The 21,164-nt window shown below is 38.5% G+C and carries 17 protein-coding genes; 13 read left to right on the forward strand and 4 right to left on the reverse strand.

Annotated features, from left to right (window positions below):
* Nucleotides 1-12 precede the first annotated feature (12 nt).
* Together serC and BUW93_RS10520 are read right to left on the reverse strand one after the other, a co-directional pair.
* A complete protein-coding gene (gene serC / locus BUW93_RS10515) occupies nucleotides 13-1,077 on the reverse strand; it encodes a 3-phosphoserine/phosphohydroxythreonine transaminase (RefSeq protein WP_081211657.1) in 1,065 nt (354 codons plus the stop codon).
* 60 nt (nucleotides 1,078-1,137) lie between these two features.
* Complete coding sequence (locus BUW93_RS10520; protein WP_081211658.1) at nucleotides 1,138-2,196, reverse strand: acyl-CoA reductase; 1,059 nt, start codon at nucleotides 2,194-2,196, stop codon at nucleotides 1,138-1,140.
* Nucleotides 2,197-2,341: 145 nt separating this feature from the next.
* Here BUW93_RS10520 and BUW93_RS10525 point away from each other — a divergent pair, with 145 nt between their 5' ends.
* The 8 genes from BUW93_RS10525 to mscL all read left to right on the forward strand — a co-directional run bounded on the left by BUW93_RS10525 (nucleotide 2,342) and on the right by mscL (nucleotide 14,133).
* Nucleotides 2,342-2,695, forward strand: a complete 354-nt coding sequence (locus tag BUW93_RS10525; RefSeq protein ID WP_081211659.1) for a 4Fe-4S dicluster domain-containing protein — start codon at nucleotides 2,342-2,344, stop codon at nucleotides 2,693-2,695.
* Nucleotides 2,696-2,841: 146 nt separating this feature from the next.
* On the forward strand, nucleotides 2,842-6,780 hold the full coding sequence (locus BUW93_RS10530; RefSeq protein ID WP_157893314.1) for a PAS domain-containing protein: 3,939 nt from the start codon (nucleotides 2,842-2,844) through the stop codon (nucleotides 6,778-6,780).
* 63 nt (nucleotides 6,781-6,843) lie between these two features.
* Nucleotides 6,844-7,278, forward strand: a complete 435-nt coding sequence (locus BUW93_RS10535; protein ID WP_081211661.1) for a response regulator — start codon at nucleotides 6,844-6,846, stop codon at nucleotides 7,276-7,278.
* A 91-nt stretch (nucleotides 7,279-7,369) separates the two neighbouring features.
* The gene (gene ychF / locus BUW93_RS10540) at nucleotides 7,370-8,464 is read left to right on the forward strand and encodes a redox-regulated ATPase YchF (protein ID WP_081211662.1); all 1,095 of its coding nucleotides are present in this window, start codon (nucleotides 7,370-7,372) and stop codon (nucleotides 8,462-8,464) included.
* A 227-nt stretch (nucleotides 8,465-8,691) separates the two neighbouring features.
* Nucleotides 8,692-10,554 carry a DNA topoisomerase IV subunit B gene (locus BUW93_RS10545; RefSeq protein ID WP_081211663.1) on the forward strand — a complete coding sequence of 621 codons (1,863 nt, stop codon included), beginning with the start codon at nucleotides 8,692-8,694 and terminating at the stop codon, nucleotides 10,552-10,554.
* Complete coding sequence (locus BUW93_RS10550) at nucleotides 10,551-11,033, forward strand: hypothetical protein (RefSeq protein ID WP_081211664.1); 483 nt, start codon at nucleotides 10,551-10,553, stop codon at nucleotides 11,031-11,033. The genes BUW93_RS10545 and BUW93_RS10550 overlap by 4 nt, the downstream gene beginning before the upstream one ends.
* A complete protein-coding gene (locus tag BUW93_RS10555; protein ID WP_081211665.1) occupies nucleotides 11,033-13,684 on the forward strand; it encodes a DNA gyrase/topoisomerase IV subunit A in 2,652 nt (883 codons plus the stop codon). The genes BUW93_RS10550 and BUW93_RS10555 overlap by 1 nt, the downstream gene beginning before the upstream one ends.
* Nucleotides 13,684-14,133 (forward strand): large-conductance mechanosensitive channel protein MscL, encoded by a 450-nt coding sequence (gene mscL / locus BUW93_RS10560; protein ID WP_081211666.1) that lies wholly within the window; start codon nucleotides 13,684-13,686, stop codon nucleotides 14,131-14,133. Before BUW93_RS10555 ends, mscL begins: the two co-directional genes overlap by 1 nt.
* Here the strand turns inward: mscL and BUW93_RS10565 are convergent, their stop codons facing one another.
* Nucleotides 14,134-14,511 carry a DNA topoisomerase IV gene (locus BUW93_RS10565; RefSeq protein WP_081211667.1) on the reverse strand — a complete coding sequence of 126 codons (378 nt, stop codon included), beginning with the start codon at nucleotides 14,509-14,511 and terminating at the stop codon, nucleotides 14,134-14,136.
* A gap of 31 nt (nucleotides 14,512-14,542) precedes the next feature.
* Nucleotides 14,543-14,956, reverse strand: coding sequence for a helix-turn-helix domain-containing protein (locus BUW93_RS10570; protein WP_081211668.1), 414 nt, complete (start codon nucleotides 14,954-14,956; stop codon nucleotides 14,543-14,545).
* A gap of 278 nt (nucleotides 14,957-15,234) precedes the next feature.
* Between BUW93_RS10570 and BUW93_RS10575 the strand changes: the two genes are divergently transcribed.
* The 5 genes from BUW93_RS10575 (at nucleotide 15,235) to BUW93_RS10595 (ending at nucleotide 21,143) form a co-directional block, all read left to right on the forward strand.
* Nucleotides 15,235-16,398 carry a M14 family zinc carboxypeptidase gene (locus BUW93_RS10575; RefSeq protein ID WP_081211669.1) on the forward strand — a complete coding sequence of 388 codons (1,164 nt, stop codon included), beginning with the start codon at nucleotides 15,235-15,237 and terminating at the stop codon, nucleotides 16,396-16,398.
* Between the two features lie 74 nt (nucleotides 16,399-16,472).
* Nucleotides 16,473-16,952 (forward strand): Lrp/AsnC family transcriptional regulator, encoded by a 480-nt coding sequence (locus BUW93_RS10580; RefSeq protein WP_081211670.1) that lies wholly within the window; start codon nucleotides 16,473-16,475, stop codon nucleotides 16,950-16,952.
* Nucleotides 16,953-17,038: 86 nt separating this feature from the next.
* Nucleotides 17,039-19,612: a phosphoenolpyruvate carboxylase gene (locus BUW93_RS10585; protein WP_081211671.1), complete on the forward strand. Its 2,574-nt coding sequence runs from the start codon at nucleotides 17,039-17,041 to the stop codon at nucleotides 19,610-19,612.
* On the forward strand, nucleotides 19,612-20,133 hold the full coding sequence (locus BUW93_RS10590) for a DinB family protein (RefSeq protein ID WP_081211672.1): 522 nt from the start codon (nucleotides 19,612-19,614) through the stop codon (nucleotides 20,131-20,133). The genes BUW93_RS10585 and BUW93_RS10590 overlap by 1 nt, the downstream gene beginning before the upstream one ends.
* Nucleotides 20,130-21,143 (forward strand): YihY/virulence factor BrkB family protein, encoded by a 1,014-nt coding sequence (locus BUW93_RS10595; RefSeq protein ID WP_081211673.1) that lies wholly within the window; start codon nucleotides 20,130-20,132, stop codon nucleotides 21,141-21,143. The genes BUW93_RS10590 and BUW93_RS10595 overlap by 4 nt, the downstream gene beginning before the upstream one ends.
* The last annotated feature ends 21 nt before the right edge of the window (nucleotides 21,144-21,164 follow it).

The raw sequence follows: 21,164 nt of genomic DNA on the forward strand, positions 1-21,164 counted from the left end.
CGGTATGGAGAATCAGGCTTTTCTCTCCAGTTCCTGCATAGCCTCCACCAGGGTGGTTACACTATGGAGTGGAAGAGCATTATACATCGATGCCCGGTAACCACCAACGCTTCGGTGCCCGTTTAATCCATTTATTCCCGCTGCTTTCCATAACTTGTCAAAACGATCCTTCAAGCTTTCATCGGTAAGATTAAAAGTGGCATTCATATTTGAACGGGCTTCTTTTTCGGCGTAGCCTTTAAAGAGTTCATTTCTGTCAATCTCAGAATAAAGCAAAGCTGCTTTTTTGTTGTTGAGTTCTTCTATAGCCTTAATCCCGCCTTTTTGGTCCAACCAACGCATGGTTAATAAAGATACGTAAACGGCGTATACCGCTGGGGTATTAAACATACTGTCTTTTTCGAGATGTGTTTTATAATTGAGCATGGAAGGAATTTCGCGCGAAACCTTACCCAAAATATCTTCTTTAATTATCACTAAAGTAGTTCCTGCTGGTCCCATATTTTTCTGAGCCCCGGCATATATCATATCGAATTTAGAGAAATCTATATCCCGGGAAAAAATATCGCTGCTCATATCACATACCAACGGAATTTCAACTGATGGAAACTCTTTCATCTGCGTTCCAAAAATGGTATTGTTGCTGGTACAGTGAAAATAATCGGCATCTGCAGGCACCTGGTATTGTGTTGGTATATAATTGAAATTTTTGTCTTTAGAGGAAGCTACCTCAACAACTTCTCCAAAGAATTTGGCTTCCTTTATCGCTTTAGTAGCCCAGGTACCTGTGTTTAGATATGCAGCTTTCTTTTCCAGCAAATTATATGCAGTCATTAAAAATTGCATACTGGCTCCTCCTTGAAGAAAAAGCGCCTTGTACCCTTTATTTTCAAGTCTGAGAAGTTTTAAGGAGAGGCTTCTGGCTTCTTCCATTACCGAAACGAAATCGGCACTACGGTGTGAAATCTCTAAAATAGATAAACCTGAGTTGTTGAAATCTAAAATAGCCTGAGAAGCTTCCTGAAATACTTCCTGTGGCAAAATACAGGGGCCTGCACTGAAGTTGTGTTTTTTCATTACTAAAAAATGTGTCAATTAGTTTTTAATTCATCTTACTAAGATAACAATTACTGATAATTATATTTTCAGCAGAAATTCCATCGTATCTACATTATCGGCATAATCCCAGAGTTGTGGTTTTTGAGTGTGGCCAAACTTCACCTCATTATCGTCTGGATCTTTTTTTACAATACATTGTATTTTTTCACTTTCGTCCTTTAATTTTTCCCGAAGTAATTCTGATTTTACATAAGTTTCATAAAACACCGTAGCGATAGGGGAGCTATAGCCGGAGTCTTCCTTGAGAATGAGAAACCCATTTTCCAGGAGTTTAAAGTTGCTCATTAGATAAACCGCCTTGTTATAATCGTAATTATTAGCATATTTTGCCTGGTTTATAATGGGATTCCATTTATACATCGCTTTGAAAAAATCATCAAAATTATAATTTTTGGGAACATAAAGTTTAGAAACATTTCGGCAACCGAGGCCGTAATACCTAAAGATATCTTCGCCCAAAGCTTCCAGTTCTTCGGGGGTTTCATTTCCCGTTAAAATAGCTACCGAGTTTCTGTTTTTACGAATTATACTTGGTACTTTAGAAAAATAATATTCAAAATACCGGGCCGTGTTATTGCTTCCGGTGGCAATCACCGCATCAAAATTTTCCAGTCCGTTTTCTGTAAAACTTATTCGGTTTTTATATTCAGGATCGAGTTGAATAAGGAACCTGGCTAAAACCGGCATAAGCTGTTTATCATTTCCAGAAAGTTTGGCCACCACTTTATGTCCTGCAAGTAGCACCGACAGAAAATCGTGGAAACCAACCAGCGGGATATTTCCTGCCATTACAATTCCTACGGTCCTGGGCTGGATTGCAGAAAAATCATAGCGATCTAACCATTGGTCTAAGTTTTTTCTGGTAAGTGCTTCGCTCCATTGTTGCAAAGAAAACACGACATTTTCTCGCGTGAACCACCCGTTATAATGAATTGCAGCATCAATTTTCTCATTGAGTTCTTTATAGATCTCCAGATAATCATTTTGAATTTCTGGCTTTTTTTGAGGATTTATTTCAAAATTTGCAAGGAAATCCCCAAGTTTGATAAAGTGTGCTTTGCGGTCGTCGATAGTCATTGCCATATTTGGTTATGAGAGCTATTGGTTTTAAATTTGTAGCAGCGAAATTAAAACTTCAACCTGCAAACTCCTAAGATTCCGTAAAAAATAAGGAGCGGTTTCAGTTTTAATTCAGACCTTAAAATTACTAATAAAAGAAGCTATGGCAATTATAATCACAGACGAATGTATAAACTGCGGGGCCTGCGAACCAGAATGCCCCAATACCGCAATATATGAAGGCGCCGATGACTGGCGTTATGCTGACGGGACTGACCTGGATGGCGAGGTAGTATTGCCAAATGGAAAACAAGTGAATGCTGAAGAAGCTCAGGAACCTATTAGTGACGAGATCTATTATATCGTACCTGATAAATGTACAGAATGCCAGGGTTTTCATGAAGAACCCCAATGTGCAGCTGTTTGTCCCGTAGACTGTTGCGTGCCCGATGAAGATCATGTAGAATCGGAAGAAGAATTATTGGCAAAACAAAAATTTATGCATAAAGATGCATAATAGAATGATTATCTTTTTAAATTAAAATCCCGGTTCTTTTTGAACCGGGATTTTTTTTGGGAGAATTTGAGAGTGTTTTAATTGTTTTAACATTTTATTTGATTTTTTCTATATTTGAGAAAAAAGCTTTATTACCCAATCCAGCTATGATCCCTACGAAAATCTCAAATAAATTATTTAGCGTATTTCCTATTCCCTGTCTTACTATCGACGCCCAGGATCCTTCTTTTAAAATACTTGATGTCAATGATCTTTATGTTAAAACAACTGGTATTCCTCGAATAAAACTGGTGGGTGAAGGTTTGTTTGAAGTATTTCAGGAAAATGATGAAAAAGATGATGAATTTCATGAGCTTCTTCTCAACTCATTAAAAAAGGTCATAAATACCGGCGAAAATCATAAAATGGACAGGCTCCGGTACGATCTCTTCAATGAAAATACCGGGGAATGGGAAGAGCGATTCTGGGATAACGAAAATATTCCAATACCAGAAGATGATGGTAGTGTACAATATATTCTTCATTGCGTTCGTGATGTAACAGAAGAAAAGATTTCTAAAAACCGTGAAAAAGTTGCTATAGAAACCTTAAAGGAAAATCAGAAGTTTTTAAGAGAAACCCAGGAAGTGGCTATAATTGGTAGCTGGGATCTTGATCTTGTGAATAACCGCCTGGTTTGGAATAAGATGGTCAAGGAAATTCATGAGGTTTCTCCAGATTATGTTCCGGAGCTTGATAAGGCAATAGACTTTTATAAAACGAAGGAAGATAAAGCTCTTGTTTCAAAAATAGTAAATGAGGCTATAGAAGAGGCCCGATCTTTTGATGTAGAGTTGGAAATATTAACCGCTAAAGGCAATGAAAAATGGGTGCGTGCCACCGGTAGACCGGAGTTTAAGGATGGTGAATGTACCAGGGTTTATGGAGCTACTCAGGATATTACCACCAGAAAGATTACAGAACAACGCCTGGAAAGCATTAATAATAATATTCCCGGGGTGGTTTTTAGGTATAAATTAAATCCTGATGGGAGTGACAGGCTAATGTATATTAGCAAAGGTGCTGAAAAACTTTGGGGAATTTCTGCAGAAAAAGCTTCTTTAGATAATAAAATTATTTGGAAGCTTTATCATAAAGACGACTTAAAATCTCATCTCGAAAGCATCCAGGATTCAGCAAAGCATTTAAAGGAATGGCGCCACGAATGGCGCATAAACCATCCAGATGGTACAACCCGATGGAATAGGGGAATTGGGACTCCAAAAAAGTTAAGAGATGGTAGTATAATCTGGGATTCAGTTATTCTGGACATTACGGTGGAAAAGGAGGAACAACAATCCAAAGCTGAAGCCGAAAAAGCCCTTGAAGAAAACCGCGTCCGGCTCAATAGAATAATGGACCAGTCCCTGGATGTTATTACTATTATTGATAAAAATGGCTGTTTTGTAAAAACCAGTAAAGCCAGCTCCCGGTTGTGGGGTTATAATAGCAAAGACTTGGAGGGTATGCCTTTGAGAAATTTGGTTCACCCTGAGGATTATGAAAAAAACGAGGCCGCGAGAAAAGCAATCATGGCAGGAACTCCCATGACGAATTTTGAGAACCGATACATAGCGAAATCGGGGGAAATCATACCGCTTATTTGGTCGGTGAGCTGGGATGATAATGAAGAATTAATGTATGCTATTGCCCGGGATGGGAGGGAGAGAAAAGAAGCCGAACAGCAATTAAAACTAAGCGAACAGCGGTTTAAAAGATTGGTTCAGGATGGGGGCGATCTCATTGCAATATTAGATCAAAATGCAAATTACCTTTATACCAGCCCAAACTCGGTAAATGTTTTAGGCTATACTTCGGAATATTTGCATGCTAAAAACGCCTGGGATTTTATTCATCCTGAAGACCTGGAGCGGCTTCAGGAGAGTTATGAAAGACTGGAAAATGAAAAAAGATTAAATATTTCTCCTTTTAGATTTAAGCATAAAAATGGAAGTTGGAGATGGCTTGAAACCACAGCTACAAATTTACTGAAAGATCCGGCCGTACAGGGAATTGTTGCTAATTCAAGAGATATTACTGAAAAAAAATATTTACAGGATCTCGAACACCTTGAAAAAAAGGTGTTGGAAATGAGTTTTAAAAAGAAGTTTTCTCTTGATGATATCCTGGAATATTATCTTCAGGAACTGGAGCATTTGCAGGATAGAATTTGGGTGGCTATCTGGAAACTGGATAAGAATCAACTTTTAAACTGGATATTACCCGGTTTACCGGAAGAATTGGTTGAAGAAATAAATAGAAGTGCTTTCAGTGAGGAATTTATAAGCAAAATGAAAGCGGAAAAAAAACCAGTTGAAATAAACCAGTGGCCCGAAAATTCAAAGTTATCTCTTTTAATGAAAAGATTTGAAATTTCTACGGTATCCAGATTTCCTGTGCTCTCTTCCTCGGGGGAATTATTAGGTGTTTTTTCGGTGTATTGTGAAAAAAGGAATATAGAGCAACAAATACTGGTTAAAACAATAAACCGAACTCTAGGTTTACTTCAGTTAATTATTGAATTCAAGCAGAAAGAGAAAGCCTTATTGCTCAGCAATCAGCGCTATAAATTTGTGAACAAAGCCACGAAAGATGCGATTTACGATTGGGATATCACCAATAATAATATTGAATGGGGGGAAGGCTTCACAAAACTTTTCGGTTTTAAAAGAGAAAGCAAAACTTTTCCCATAGAGAAATGGAGTGAGAACGTGCATCCAGAAGATATGGAGGAAACTCAAAGGAGTTTGAACGCCAATCTTTTAGATCAGAAACAGAAAAAATGGAGTAGAAAATACCGGTTTAAAAATAAGGCAGGAGAATATATTCTGGTTGTTGAAAATGGCTATATTTTAAGGGATAGCGATGGGGTTGCTTATAGGATGATAGGCGTTTTAAGGGATGTAACAGATCTTTATGAATATGAAAAAGAACTTTTCATGAGTGATGAACGTTTTAAATATGTAACGAAAGCAACTTCTGATGCAATTTGGGATTGGGACCTGGAAAAAGATGAGATTTATTGGGGGGAAGGTTTTGAAACACTTTATGGTTACAAAATTTCCGAACTTACCACAGATATTGACCTGTGGATCAATAATATTCATCCTGAAGATATGAAAGTTGTTAAGAGTAGTCTGGAAAGGGCTGTCGCAGGTGATGATAAAAAGTGGGAGGCTGAGTATCGTTTTGCTACCGGAAATGGGGAATATAAATACGTGAAAGATAAAGGTTATATCGTTAGGAATAAATCGGGGAAAGCGATAAGGGCAGTTGGTGCAATGCAGGATATTTCCAGGTCTAAAGAATATGAAAGCTCCTTAAAATCCCTCAATGATGATTTAAAAAAACATGCAAAAGAACTTGAAATTTCGAATACAGAGTTGGAGCAGTTTGCCTATGTGGCATCACACGACCTGCAGGAACCGCTTAGAATGGTTACCAGTTTTCTAACTCAACTAGAAAAGAAATATTCTGAGCAGCTGGATGAAAAGGCACATACCTATATTCATTTTGCGGTAGACGGAGCGAAACGCATGCGAAGCATTATCCTTGATCTATTGGAGTTTTCCCGTGTGGGAAGGACTGAAGACAAACAGGAAATAATTGATGTTAACGAAATAATTTCTGAAGTAAAAACCCTGTACCGGAAAGAAATAGAGGATACGGGTACTGCAATTATCACACAAAATCTCCCGGAGATAATGGCTCCAAAAAGTCCTTTAAGACAGGTTTTTCAAAACCTTATCAGCAACGCCATTAAATACCGTAAGGAATCAGTGGCTCCCAGGATTGAAATAGGGGTGGAGGAAACCAATAATTTTTTTGTGTTTAGGGTGCAGGATAATGGAATTGGAATAAACACCGAATATTTTGACAAGATTTTTATTATTTTCCAACGTTTACATCAGAGAGAAACTTATTCTGGTACCGGGATGGGCTTAGCTGTCACTAAAAAGATTATTGAAAATCTGGGAGGTAAAATTTGGTTAGAGTCTAAGGAAGGAAAAGGAACCATATTCTATTTCAGTATCGTTAAACATTAAAACTTACCGGATTTTTTCACTATATTTTCAAAGAGTTTTTATCATTTAATCTGAATCAACCCTATGAATTCTATTCACATTTTACTTGTTGAAGATAATGAAGGAGATATTTTACTTACTACAGAGGCCCTGGAAGAAGGGAAAATAATGAATAAGTTAAGCGTAGCCCGGGATGGCCAGGAGGCCCTGGATTTTTTAAATAAAAAAGGCGTATTTCAAACATCAGAACTACCGGATCTTATTCTTCTTGATATTAATTTACCTAGAAAAAATGGTCACGAGGTTTTAAAATATATAAAAACTCACCAGGTTTTCAGGAGCATTCCGGTGATAATGCTTACCACCTCTTCTTCACAAAAGGATATTGATGAGTCTTATAAAAATTATGCAAATTGCTATATCACCAAGCCTATTGAATTAAATGATTTTATGAAGGCTATAAGCAAAATTGAAGATTTTTGGATCAACCTTGTAAAATTGCCAAAAATAAAGCTTTAAAAGAATTCCTTAGAATAAGCCCGGGATCATTAATATATCGTTCTTAATCCTTACATTTGCAGCCGCAAAAACTCAGCTTAAAATATAATTTATGAAAGCCGGAATCGTAGGATTACCAAACGTAGGAAAATCTACCCTTTTTAATTGTTTATCAAATGCCAAGGCGCAAAGTGCAAACTTTCCGTTTTGTACCATTGAACCTAATATAGGGGTGGTAAACGTACCCGATACGAGACTGGAGAAACTGGAAAGCCTTGTTAATCCGGAGAGGGTTGTACCTGCAACCGTCGAGATAGTGGATATCGCCGGCCTGGTAAAAGGAGCCAGTAAAGGTGAGGGATTAGGAAACCAGTTTTTGGGAAATATTCGAGAAACCGATGCTATCCTACATGTTTTGCGTTGTTTTGAAAATGATAATATTGTTCATGTTGATGGTTCTATAGACCCCATTCGGGATAAGGAAACCATAGATATGGAACTTCAGCTGAAGGATCTTGAAACAGTAGAAAAGAAACTGGAAAAGGTTAAGCGGGCTTCCAGAACCGGAAATAAAGAGGCGCAGAAAGAAGAAGCCGCATTGTTAAAGGTCAAGGAAGGTTTGGAAGCTGGAAAATCGGTTCGTGCAATAAGCCTAACCGAGGATGAGCGAAAGGAATTTATCAAGCCCCTGCAGTTTATTACCGATAAACCGGTAATGTATGTTTGTAATGTGGATGAGGGATCAGCGGTTTCAGGAAATGCCCACGTAGATAGGGTTAGAGAAGCCGTGAAAGAAGAAAATGCCGAGGTGCTGGTATTAGCCGTGGGAACAGAAGCTGATATTACTGAACTGGATGATTATGAGGAACGCCAGATGTTCCTTCAGGATATTGGCCTGGAAGAACCCGGTTCGGCTAAGTTAATTCGTGGAGCCTATCAATTGCTTGACCTTGAAACTTATTTTACCGCTGGTGTAAAAGAAGTTAGAGCCTGGACTTTCCCAAAAGGAGCTACTGCGCCTCAAGCCGCGGGTGTGATTCATACCGATTTTGAAAAAGGATTTATCAGGGCAGAAGTTATTGCCTATGATGATTTTGTACACTTTGGAAGTGAAGCTAAAGTAAAAGAAGCCGGAAAAATGCGGGTAGAAGGAAAAGACTATATCGTGAAAGACGGCGATGTGATGCATTTCCGATTTAATGTTTAATTTTTTTCTACGGAATATAATTCTGGAGATATATTTTTTACTGGTTTACTGATTTTGCCGGATAAACCGGAAGTTAATCTCAACTGTTTTCCGAAGAAATAACTTTTGAAATACCCAGGAGAACTTATTTTAACAATTTTCCTAAATCTTTGTTAATTACTTTGTGCTGCAAGGGTTTCAACTTTTTAAGGTATATCTTATATTAGCCACAAACTCCAATTCTACTTATGAGTACGGAAACCAGATATACCGAAGATAATATACGGTCGTTAGACTGGAAAGAACACATCAGGATGCGTCCCGGGATGTATATCGGGAAACTGGGGGATGGTTCCAGTGCCGATGATGGTATTTATATTCTTCTAAAAGAAGTTATAGACAACTGCATTGACGAATTTGTGATGGGAGCCGGGAAAACCATTGAGATCTCGGTGCAAAACCAACGCGTAATTGTTCGCGATTACGGGCGAGGAATTCCATTAGGCAAAGTGGTAGATGTGGTTTCTAAAATGAATACCGGGGGAAAATACGATACCCGTGCTTTTAAAAAATCTGTAGGGCTTAATGGAGTTGGTACGAAGGCCGTTAACGCACTATCCTCATATTTTAGAGTCGAATCTACGCGAGACGGCCAATCTAAATCGGCAGAATTTGAGCAGGGAAATCTGGTAAATGAAGAATTACTCGATGAAACTTCGCGCCGTCGCGGGACCAAAGTAACCTTTAATCCAGATGAGGTTATTTTTAAGCATTTTAAATACCGAAATGAATACATCGAAAAGATGCTTAAGAATTATGTTTACCTCAATCCGGGGTTAACCATAATTTTTAATGGGGAGAAATTCCATTCTGAAAATGGTTTAAAGGATCTTCTAAGTGATAGTATCAGTGAAGAAGACCGTTTATATCCCATTATTCATCTTAAGGGTGACGATATAGAAGTAGCTATAACACATAGCCGAACTCAATACAGCGAAGAATACCATTCTTTTGTCAATGGCCAGAACACTTCCCAGGGAGGAACACATTTATCTGCCTTCAGGGAAGCGGTAGTGAAAACCGTTAGAGAATTCTACGGAAAAAATTATGAAGCCAGCGATATTCGCAAATCTATAGTTGCGGCAATAAGTATCAAGGTGATGGAACCTGTTTTTGAGAGTCAAACCAAAACCAAACTGGGTTCTACCGATATGGGCGGAAAATTGCCAACCGTTCGTACTTATATCAATGATTTCATTAAAACCCAGCTGGACAATTACCTGCATAAGAATCAGGAAACTGCCGAGAAACTTCAGCGTAAAATTCTTCAGGCTGAAAGAGAAAGAAAAGATCTTTCGGGAATACGAAAATTAGCACGAGACAGGGCGAAGAAAGCCAGTTTACACAATAAAAAATTAAGGGATTGCCGAATTCATTTAGGAGATAGTAAAAAAGAACGTTACCTGGAAACCACCTTGTTTATTACCGAGGGAGATTCGGCGAGTGGTTCTATAACCAAATCCCGAAATGTAGAAACCCAGGCGGTTTTTAGTTTAAAAGGAAAGCCACTGAACAGCTATGGTCTGAGCAAAAAAATAGTATACGAAAATGAAGAATTCAACCTTTTGCAGGCGGCCTTAAATATTGAGGAATCTTTAGAAGATCTTCGGTATAACAATATCGTGATCGCTACTGATGCCGATGTAGATGGAATGCACATCAGGTTATTGCTCATAACATTCTTCCTTCAGTTTTTCCCGGAATTAATTAAGGAAAATCATCTTTATATTCTTCAAACTCCGCTTTTTAGAGTTAGAAATAAAAAAGAAACAATTTATTGTTACAGTGAGACAGAAAGGAAACAGGCCATCGAAAAGCTAAAAGGCAAAGTAGAGATCACCAGGTTTAAGGGGTTAGGGGAGATTTCGCCAGATGAATTTAAATATTTTATTGGAGAAGATATTCGCCTGGATCCTGTTATGTTGGATAAAGAGAAGTCTATAGAGGAAATGCTTGGTTTTTATATGGGTAAAAACACGCCAGACAGGCAGGAATTTATTATTGATAACCTCAAAGTCGAACTTGATTTGGTAGAAGAACTAGGGATATGAGGTTTACCAATAAAAACGAAATAAAGGTAATCCCTTCGATTTATACCATATTGGTAGCCATTTTTGTCACCAATATATTTGTAAATATCGAATTGATGGGCTCAGATGAGCCGGTGAATTTTAGCCATTATGTGCCAAATATTGTTGTGGTAATTCTGGCGATATACGTGCACCGGGTAGGGCAGGCCTTCGATTTTGATAGTGATGGAGAGACTCTTAATTTGAAGAATAACGGCGTGTTTTTTTCAAAGTTTATGGAATACCGGGTGAAAAAGGCCGAGTTTCCTAAACGCAAACTGGGAAAATACAGGTTTAGCGACTATTTTTTCTATTCAGCATTGACCATTTATATAAGTTCCCGCAGAAGACGCGGCTATAAAAAATATACATTTAACACTACTTTTTTAACCCGAAAAAAGAAAAAGGGAATGCTGAGTTCCCTTGATAAAATTCTCGAGAAGTCTAAAGCAACCGCCTAATGGAAGAAAACCACGAAGGAAACCCACAGGAAGAATTTGAACAACCCAGGGAAGAATTGATCAAGGTAACCGGGATGTATAAAGACTGGTTCCTGGATTATGCTTCTTACGTGATTCTGGAGCGTGCTGTGCCGGCTATTGAAGATGGTTTCAAACCTGTGCAGCGTCGTATAATGCATTCTATGAAAGACCTGGACGATGGCCGCTATAACAAAGTAGCAAATATCGTGGGTCACACTATGCAATACCATCCGCACGGAGACGCCAGTATAGGGGATGCTATGGTACAGATGGGGCAAAAAGAATTGCTTATAGATACCCAGGGGAACTGGGGAAATGTATTAACAGGTGACCGGGCTGCCGCTCCGCGTTATATTGAGGCCAGGCTTTCTAAATTCGCCCTGGAGGTGTTATTCAACCCAAAATTAACCGAATGGCAACTTTCTTACGACGGAAGAAAAAGCGAACCCGTTAATTTGCCGGTTAAATTTCCGATGTTGCTGGCTCAGGGTGCCGAAGGGATTGCGGTAGGGCTTAGCACAAGAATTCTTCCACACAACTTTAATGAGCTCATCGATGCTTCTATAAAACATTTAAAAGGAAAAAGATTCACGCTGTTCCCCGATTTTCCAACCGGAGGAGTTGCCGATATTTCAAATTATAACGATGGTAGGAGAGGTGGAAGAGTTCGGGTTCGGGCAAAGATCAGCCAGCATGATAAAAACACCCTGGCCATCACAGAGATTCCTTATGGAACAACCACTTCTACGTTAATTGATTCAATTTTAAAGGCAAATGATAAAGGAAAAATAAAGATCAAAAGGATTGAGGATAATACCGCTGCCGAAGTGGAGATCCTCATTCATTTGCCCAACAATATTTCACCCGATAAAACCATCGATGCCCTATATGCTTTCACCCAATGTGAAAACTCACTGGCACCCCTGGGATGTGTAATTATCGATAACAAACCAGAATTTTTAGGAGTTTCCGAGATTTTACGCCGGTCTACAGATCATACGCTTTTTCTGCTGAAAAGGGAACTTCAAATTAAACTTGAGGAATTCGAAGAACAGTGGCATTTTGCATCTCTAGAGCGAATTTTTATTGAAAACAGGATCTATCGTGATATTGAAGAAGAAGAAACCTGGCCTGGCGTAATTGAAGCCATCGATAAAGGTTTAAAGCCTTTTACAAAACACCTGAAAAGGGAAGTTACCGAGGAAGATATTGTTCGACTTACCGAAATTCGCATTAAACGTATTTCAAAATTCGATATTGACAAGGCCCAGCAAAAGATCGAGGCGTTGGAAGGCGAAATCGCCCAGATAAAACATTATCTCGATAACCTGGTAGAATTTGCCATAGATTACTTTAAAAAGCTCAAAAAGGATTACGGCCAGGAGCAGGACCGAAAAACTGAGCTTCGTATTTTCGATGATATTGAAGCTACCAAAGTGGTGATTAGAAACACCAAGCTTTATGTAAACCGCAAGGAAGGTTTTGTAGGTACCTCCCTCAAAAAAGACGAATACGTAACCGATTGTTCAGATATCGATGATGTGATTGTCTTTACCGCCGATGGAAAAATGATGGTCACCAAGGTAGATACCAAAACCTTTATCGGGAAGGATATAATTCACGTCGCCATTTTCAAGAAAAAAGATAAGCGCACTATTTATAATATGATTTACCGCGATGGTAAAAATGGAGCTTCTTATATAAAGCGATTTGCAGTTACTTCGGTGACCAGGGATAGGGAATACGATCTTACCCAGGGCAAAAAAGACTCCAAGGTACATTATTTCTCAGCTAACCCTAATGGCGAAGCCGAAGTGGTTTTGGTATTATTACGCCAGGTGGGAAGCATTAAGAAGCTGAAATTTGATGTAGATTTTGCCGATATCCTGATAAAAGGTCGGAACGTAAAAGGAAATATAGTTACAAAATATGCTGTAAAACGAATAGAATTAAAAGAAGAAGGTGTTTCTACTTTAAAACCGCGCAGGATCTGGTTCGACGAAACGGTTAAACGCTTGAATGTCGATGAACGGGGCGAATTGCTTGGAGAATTTAAAGGGGATGACCGTATTCTTATCGTAACTGCAGATGGAATCGCCAAAACCATTAAACCTGAACTTACTACCCGTTTTGATGAAGAAATGCTGGTTTTGGAGAAATGGAACCCTAAAAAACCTGTTTCAGCGATCTATTGGGAGCCTGAAAAAGAACGCTTTTATGTAAAACGTTTCCTGATTGAAAATCCAGATAAAGAAGAAAAGTTCATCAGTGATCACGAAAATTCCTATCTCGAGATAGTTTCAACAGATTACTACCCGATGGCAGAGGTGGTCTATAACAAGCCAAGAGGAAAAGAACAACCACCAAACGATGAGGTAAACCTGGAAGATTTTATTTCAGTAAAAGGGATAAAGGCCCAGGGGAACCAGTTAACTTCAGAAAAGGTGAAACAAATCAATTTACTGGATCCATTGCCGTATGAAGAGGAAGAGGAAACCCCTGCGGAAGAAATAGAGGTAGTGGATGAAGAGAGTCTTACCGAGGATAAAAACCGGGCAGATACTGGAAAACCCATCAATGGGAAAGCCTCAGAAAATTCTGAAAGTCAAACCAAATTATTTGACGAGTAATGGGGTTGATCAAGGAATTTAAGGAGTTTGCCATCAAAGGCAATATGATAGATATGGCCGTAGGTATCATTATTGGTACTGCTTTCAATGCGGTGGTAAATACCTTGGTTAAAGAAGTGGTAATGCCGCCACTCAGTTTAATGACCAATGGCATAAGTTTTTCTGACAAAAAAATAGTCTTAAAGGAAGTTGTACCTGAAGCCGGGGGAGTAGAGGCGGTTCAGGAAGTTGCGATTGGATATGGTGCCTTGATCGAGACCTTGCTCGATTTTATTATAATTGGCTTCACAATTTTCCTGGTAATTAAAGTGATAAACCGGTTTCGCCGAAAAGCTGAAGATCCAAAAGATACCCGGGAAACAACCCCAAAGGATATCGAGTTACTATCAAAACTAACCGAACTGATGGAAGAACAGAATAAATTGCTGAAAAAAGGAAACAGGAATTAACTATTCTGTTACACGTTTTACCGAGCCTCGTTCTTTTCTTGAATCTCCAACTACTCCATATTCAAAAGTATAGCCATCTTTGCTGGTGGTAAGAATCTTCATATGAATTGGCTTTTCTTCAGCCATATTCTTCGGGTTGAGGTTTTTTAAAATATATTCGCAGTCATTTAGCCAACGCACCGAAGAGGTATCGGTATTCCCCTGGAAATAATCAATTTCAATACTATCGTTTCTTACGAAGCGTGAGGTAACCAATTCCCCGCTTAGATAGGTCTCAAATTCGTATGTACCGGTTTTGAAGTCGGAACAATTGCGTTCTGGTTGAAAGCAACCGGTGAGGCTAAAAATAATAGCCAGAAGGATAAGGCTTTTTCTCATACTGCAAAATAAGCGTATTTTAACCTGAAAGTCAATTTTCAAAAGCTTCAAAAGTCCCGTCTGTATAAAAAATCACAATTTTCTTTATTTGTTTTTCCTTTTGGGTAGAATCCATAGGAATTTTATGCTGTGGAATTCCAGAGGAAGGGTTTTCTTTTTCAGGAATAGGAGGAATTGGTTTTGACTGAAATTCGGGTTGCGGGGTAGAAACAGCTCTTTCTTTTGGGAATTTCCCTTTTCCATTTAAAAGCCAGTAGAGTTCTACCTCCGGAAAATGTGAGATCACTTTCATCACAAAATCCAGGCTGGGTTTATTTCTTCCCGATAGAATATGTGAAATAGAGGAGCGACCAACTTCAATCTGATCGGCAAATGCTGCAGCCGATAAATCGTAATAATCGATTATCTTTTCCAGTCTTGCAGCAAATTTTTCGGTGTTTACCATTGTGAATTAAAATGATGTAAATTCTATTTACAAATGTAAATAAAAGATTCACAAGAACAAAGTTACAATTGTAAACAAGTGTTTTTAGTTTAAATTATTTATTTATATAATAGTTTTTAAATAACTCATAAATAGAATGATATAATAATTTTTATGCTTAATAGGATAGATTCCTAATGGGTGTTCAGCTTTCTGAATATACTTGTTACACTTGTAAACACACATCTCTGCACAACTTGTTTACAATTGTAAAATATTGAATGTTTACTTTTGTGAACATGAATTATTCAACAATACTACAGCCTTTAATGGAGTCTTATTCTTCTGTTAAGGAAAAAACAATCCAGGGCCGATATCTTCATTTAGAACATATTGAGCCCTTGCTTCAAAAGCATTCAAAAAATTTCAGAATAAAGGTAATCGGCAGATCGGTTTTGAATGAGCCTATTCATCGTGTTGAAATGGGCAAGGGTAAAATAAAGGTATTGGCCTGGTCACAGATGCATGGAAATGAATCTACCACCACAAAGGCAGTCTTTGATCTTTTAAATGCTGCTAGCCTTTTAAACACAAATTCTGTGCTGTCTGCTATTCTCTCCAGGTGTACTGTTCGTATTATTCCTATGCTAAATCCCGATGGGGCAAAGGTCTACACCAGGCTTAATGCTAATCAAGTGGATTTAAATCGTGATGCGCAGGAGCTCAAAGAGCCTGAAAGTAGAGTGTTGCGCAACGAATTTGATGCTTTTAAACCTGATTTTTGTTTAAATCTTCACGACCAGCGTACAATTTTTAGTGCGGGTAGGGCGGCAAGGCCGGCGACCCTGTCTTTCTTAACCCCTTCTATGGACCGGGACAGGGCTGTACACCCTGAAAGAAAGAAAAGTATGCAGATTATTACAAGAATCTATGAGGACCTAAAACTGGTCTTGCCGGGAAGGATTGGGAGGTATGACGATGGATATAATATCAATTGTACCGGAGATACTTTCCAGACCGCTAAGGTTCCTACCATTTTATTTGAAGCCGGTCACGCTCCTGGGGATTATGAGCGGGAAAAAGTAAGGGAGTATGTTTATGCCGCCATGGTTTCAGCTTTGTATGCTATCGCTTCGGGAAACTTTACCGAAAGCAACTATTCAGTTTATACCGATATCCCTCAAAACGAGAAGCTATTTAACGATATAATTCTGAAATATGTATTGTTAAATAATCAGCGGATGGATGTATCTATTCAATATAAAGAAGAATTAGTGGGGGATAATATAGAATTGGTACCAATAATTGAAAAAATAGCCCCTGAGATTACAAATTTTGCTCATAGGATAATCGATGCTAAAGGCGCAAAAATTGAATTTCCGGATGTGCCTGAAGTTCGCGAAAACGTTATAGTTAATAAAATTATCTTAAACGGGGAGATAATAGGTCTTAAATGTGAATAATTCTCAAAATACTTAGTAATTATTCAACGATTTTGTATTAATTTTGAACTTCATTAAAAAAAGAGATTTGAAAAATGGCCAAGTTTAAATTAGACGAAACAGACCACCAGATTCTTGATATGCTTATCGAGAATACCCGGACTCCTTTTACCGATATTGCCAAGAAACTATTAATATCGGCCGGAACCGTTCACGTAAGGGTGAAAAAGATGGAAGAAGCAGGAATTATTACTGGTTCTTCCCTGACATTGGACTATAAAAAATTGGGTTATGCCTTTATTGCTTACGTAGGCGTATTCCTTAAAAACACTTCTCAAACAAAATTCGTTTTAGAGAGAATAAATGAAATTCCTTTTGTAACCGTTGCCCACGTTACTACCGGGAAATTTAATGTTTTTTGTAAAATAAGAGCTCGAAATACCCAACACGCAAAAGAGATTATCTTTCAATTAGATGATATTGAGGGAGTTTATAGAACAGAGACAATGATTTCTCTGGAAGAGAGCCTGAACGATAAAAAACGCTTAATGCATTCTATTTTTCAGAATTTGTAAAGCGTCCTAAACTTTTACTAAAAACCCTTTAGGCTACTCTGTTTAAAGGGTTTTTTTATAAATTTAAATAAACACCAATTAAGATTATGCATAGAGAACCAAAACTGGAAAGATTTAATGAAAGTGTACTCGCGAAATACCAGGTTTATAATAGCATTTTTCTAACCTTACCCTTTGATGATATAAAAAAAACAGGGGCTTTATTGCCCTTGTTTCAGGAAATTTGTGAAGCCGGATTCGCTGAGAACAAAAATCCTTCGGAAATAATTGAAACCTTTTTTAATAAATACCAGGAAGATCCTTCTGAAAGTGAAAAGATAGACTTGCTTTTTAGGTTTATTCAGTATATAGAAAGACAGGTAGTATTGTTTGATGCTATAGAAGATGCCTCTTTCCCTGTAGTTAACAATATGGATGGGCACGGAACCCTTAGGAATATTAAAGAGGAAGCTGAAGCTGTTAATAAAACCTCTGAGCTCAGGGATTACCTGAAACGGTTTAAAGTGCGGCCTACGCTTACAGCGCACCCCACGCAATTTTACCCGGGTGCTGTATTGGGGATCATCACCGACCTGGATAAAGCCGTACAGAAAAACGACTTAACAACCATAAAAAATCTCCTGGCCCAGCTTGGTAAAACCCCGTTTTTCAAAAAAGAAAAACCCTCGCCATTCGATGAAGCGGTAAGCCTGATTTGGTACTTTGAGAATGTATTCTATCAAAGTGTAAGTCAGATATATAATTATTTGCAACAAAATATTTTTAATGGAGAAGATCCCGGAAATCAGGTGATCAACCTTGGTTTTTGGCCAGGAGGAGACCGGGACGGAAACCCATTTGTAACCACGGAAATCACCCTGAAGGTTGCTAAAAGACTTCGGTCTACAATCCTGCTTAATTATTACAGGGACTTAAGAAAATTAAAGCGCCGTCTAACCTTTAGTGAGGTAGATGAGATCATTTCTGAAATCGAACCTAAGCTGTATGCCAGCGCTATTTCAAAAACAGGAAAAATTAAAATAAGCCTTGAAGACTTAAAGTCTAAGTTGACTAAGATCAGGGATATAGTTCGTGACAAACATCAATCATTATTTTTAGAGGAAGTAGACGATCTTCTAAATAAAATTAACCTCTTCGGGTATCATTTTGGCACTTTGGATATTCGTCAGGATTCCAGTAAACACAATGAGGTGCTGGAAGAACTTCACCAATATAAGCCCGATCTCTTCGGTGGAAAATATTCCGATTTAACCGAGGAGGAGCAAATTGATGCTTTAACCAAAGTTCAGGGGAATATAGACCCTGAGAATCTGGAAGAAGGGATGGCTAAAGCTACCTTGTCTTCGATATATGCAATGCAAAGTATTCAGCAAACCAATGGAGAGAATGGTGCAAACCGATATATTATAAGTAACTGCGGAAGTGTGCAGGGGGTATTGCAGCCTTTTGCGTTTATGAGATTATGTGGTTGGGAAAAACCATCGGTAGATATTATCCCGCTTTTTGAAACCGTACCCGATCTAAGAAAGGCTCATGAGGTGATGGAAGTTCTGTATAATAATTCGGTTTACAAAGAGCATCTTGAGCGACGCGGAAACAAGCAAACAATTATGCTCGGCTTTAGTGATGGAACCAAGGATGGGGGTTACCTAATGGCTAACTGGAGTATTTATAAGGCCAAAGAAAAGCTTACAGAGATTTCAAGGAAATATGATATAAAAGTAGTTTTCTTTGATGGTCGGGGAGGGCCACCTGCTCGAGGAGGAGGAAAAACGCACCAGTTTTACGCTTCTTTGGGTCCAGGCATAGAAAATGAAGAGATCCAGCTAACCGTGCAGGGGCAAACCATTAGTTCAAATTTTGGTACTCAGGACAGTTGCCGCTATAATCTGGAACAGTTACTAAGTTCCGGAGTTTCGAACGAAATTTTGAGTGAAGGAGAAAATGTCCTTTCGGAAGAGGACAGGGAGACTATGGATAGATTGGCGGAATTGAGTTATACTACTTATACCGATTTCAAACAGCATCCAAAGTTTATTCCTTATCTGGAACAAATGAGTACGCTGAAATATTACGCGAAAACCAATATTGGTAGTCGCCCTTCTAAAAGAAATAAATCTGAAAAGTTAAACTTAAGCGACCTAAGAGCGATTCCTTTTGTGGGAAGCTGGAGTCAATTGAAACAAAATGTCCCCGGATTTTTTGGAGTTGGAACTGCTATGGAGTTTTACGAAAAAGAAGGGGAGTTTGATAAAGTGATCCATCTCTATGAGAACTCAGTGTTTTTTAAGACACTGCTGGAAAACAGCATGATGAGTCTAACCAAGTCATTCTTTGCTTTAACATCTTATATGAAGGACGACAAGGAATTCGGAGAGTTCTGGCAACTGATTTATGAGGAATATGAGCGTACAAAAAGAATGTTGCTCAAGGTTACCGGTTACAAAGAGCTGCTGGAAAATCAACCGGCAGGCAAGGCCTCAATTCAGGCCCGGGAACGTATCGTGTTACCTTTACTAACCATTCAGCAACATGCCTTAAGAAAAGTTCAGGAACTACAGAAGCAGGGTGAAGCTTCTGAAGATTTGCTTGAGATCTATGAAAAGATGGTTACCCGCTCTTTATATGGAAATATTAATGCAAGTAGAAACTCCGCATAATGATAGTCTCAGAGTTAAATAAAGGAGATTACCACGAGTTTTATCAAACTTATATAGATAAACTTCCCGGCGATAAGTCGCTGGGAAGTTTGCTTATGGAAAATCAAAGAGAGCTTGAGGAAGTGCTCAGCATAATTACTCCGGAAAAGCTGAGTTTTAGGTATGCCCCGGGAAAATGGAGCCTGGCAGAAGTACTTCAACATATGATTGATGTGGAACGTATTTTTCAATACAGGGCGCTGTGCATAGCCAGGAATGATAAAACTTCGCTTCCTGGATTTGATCATGATGCCTATGTACCGGCTTCAGAAGCAAACCGTCGGGAACTTGAAGGCTTAAAAGAGGAATTTATAAATGTAAGAATCTCGAGTATTGATCTTTATGCAAGTTTTTCTGAAGAAATGCTTCAACGTACCGGAGTGGTGAATAATAACAAAACCAGTGTCGGGGTCATAGGATTTATAAGCATAGGACATACCCTTCATCATCTGGAGCTTTTGAAGAAAAAGTACCTGATATGAATTTTTTCAAGACCTTCTTTAGTTTACTGAAAAAGGCTTATTTCAGCTGGAACCGCAATGATCCTTATGCAAGGAGTGCAACTATAGCATATTATACCTTATTTTCTTTACCTTCTTTATTAATCATAGTTGTAACAATTGCGAGCTATTTTTTTAAGCGGCAAGCGGTGCAGGGGCGAATCACTGATGAAATAGGAGAGTTTATCGGTCCCGATTCTGCAAATGCCATTGAAGCCATAGTCGCCAATGCGGCACTCTCGGGAGATTCTACCTGGGCTATTATCGTGGGTGTTGCGCTGTTGCTTTTTGGTGCTACCGGGGTATTCTTTCAGCTAAAGAAGGCAATGAATAATATTTGGAATGTAGCAGCGAAAAAATCTAATTTTTTGCAATTACTTCTGGACAGAGTTATCTCTTTTGGAATGGTGCTGGTAATTGGCCTGCTTTTGCTGGTTTCAATGGTTATCTCTGCACTACTGGCTATTCTAAGCGATCATATAGACCAATTTGCACCCGGGGTAACCGGATTTATGGTAGATGTTACTAACTTTTTTATTTCCTTTTTAATTGTTACCACCCTTTTCGCTGCGGTTTTTAAATTGCTTCCCGATATAAAAATAAGGTGGCGAATAACCTATTTGGGTGCAGTTTTAACCACTATTTTATTCTTAATAGGAGAAAAAATACTGGGTTTCTATTTTGGTAGCAGTGAACCAGCCTCTGTGTATGGCGGGGCCTCCTCTGTAGTATTACTCCTTTTATGGGTCTATTATACCTGTCTTATTCTTTTCTTTGGGGCCGAATTTACAGTTCAATTTGCTTTACATAGAAATGAAAAGGTGGTCCCAAATAAATATGGGGAGCCTGCGATCTACCAGGAGATGGAAAAGCTGGAGCAAAAACGGGTGCAACTCCAGGAAGAAAAAAAGATTATAGATACCCTTAAAAGTAACCTGGACCTTGAGGAAGAAAAACAGAATAGAGATAAGAAAGATTCAGCAGAAAAATAAATGACGACCTTTGCTTTTATT

It is taken from the genome of Salegentibacter sediminis (assembly GCF_002078605.1).
GTDB classification, from domain to species: Bacteria; Bacteroidota; Bacteroidia; order Flavobacteriales; family Flavobacteriaceae; genus Salegentibacter; species Salegentibacter sediminis.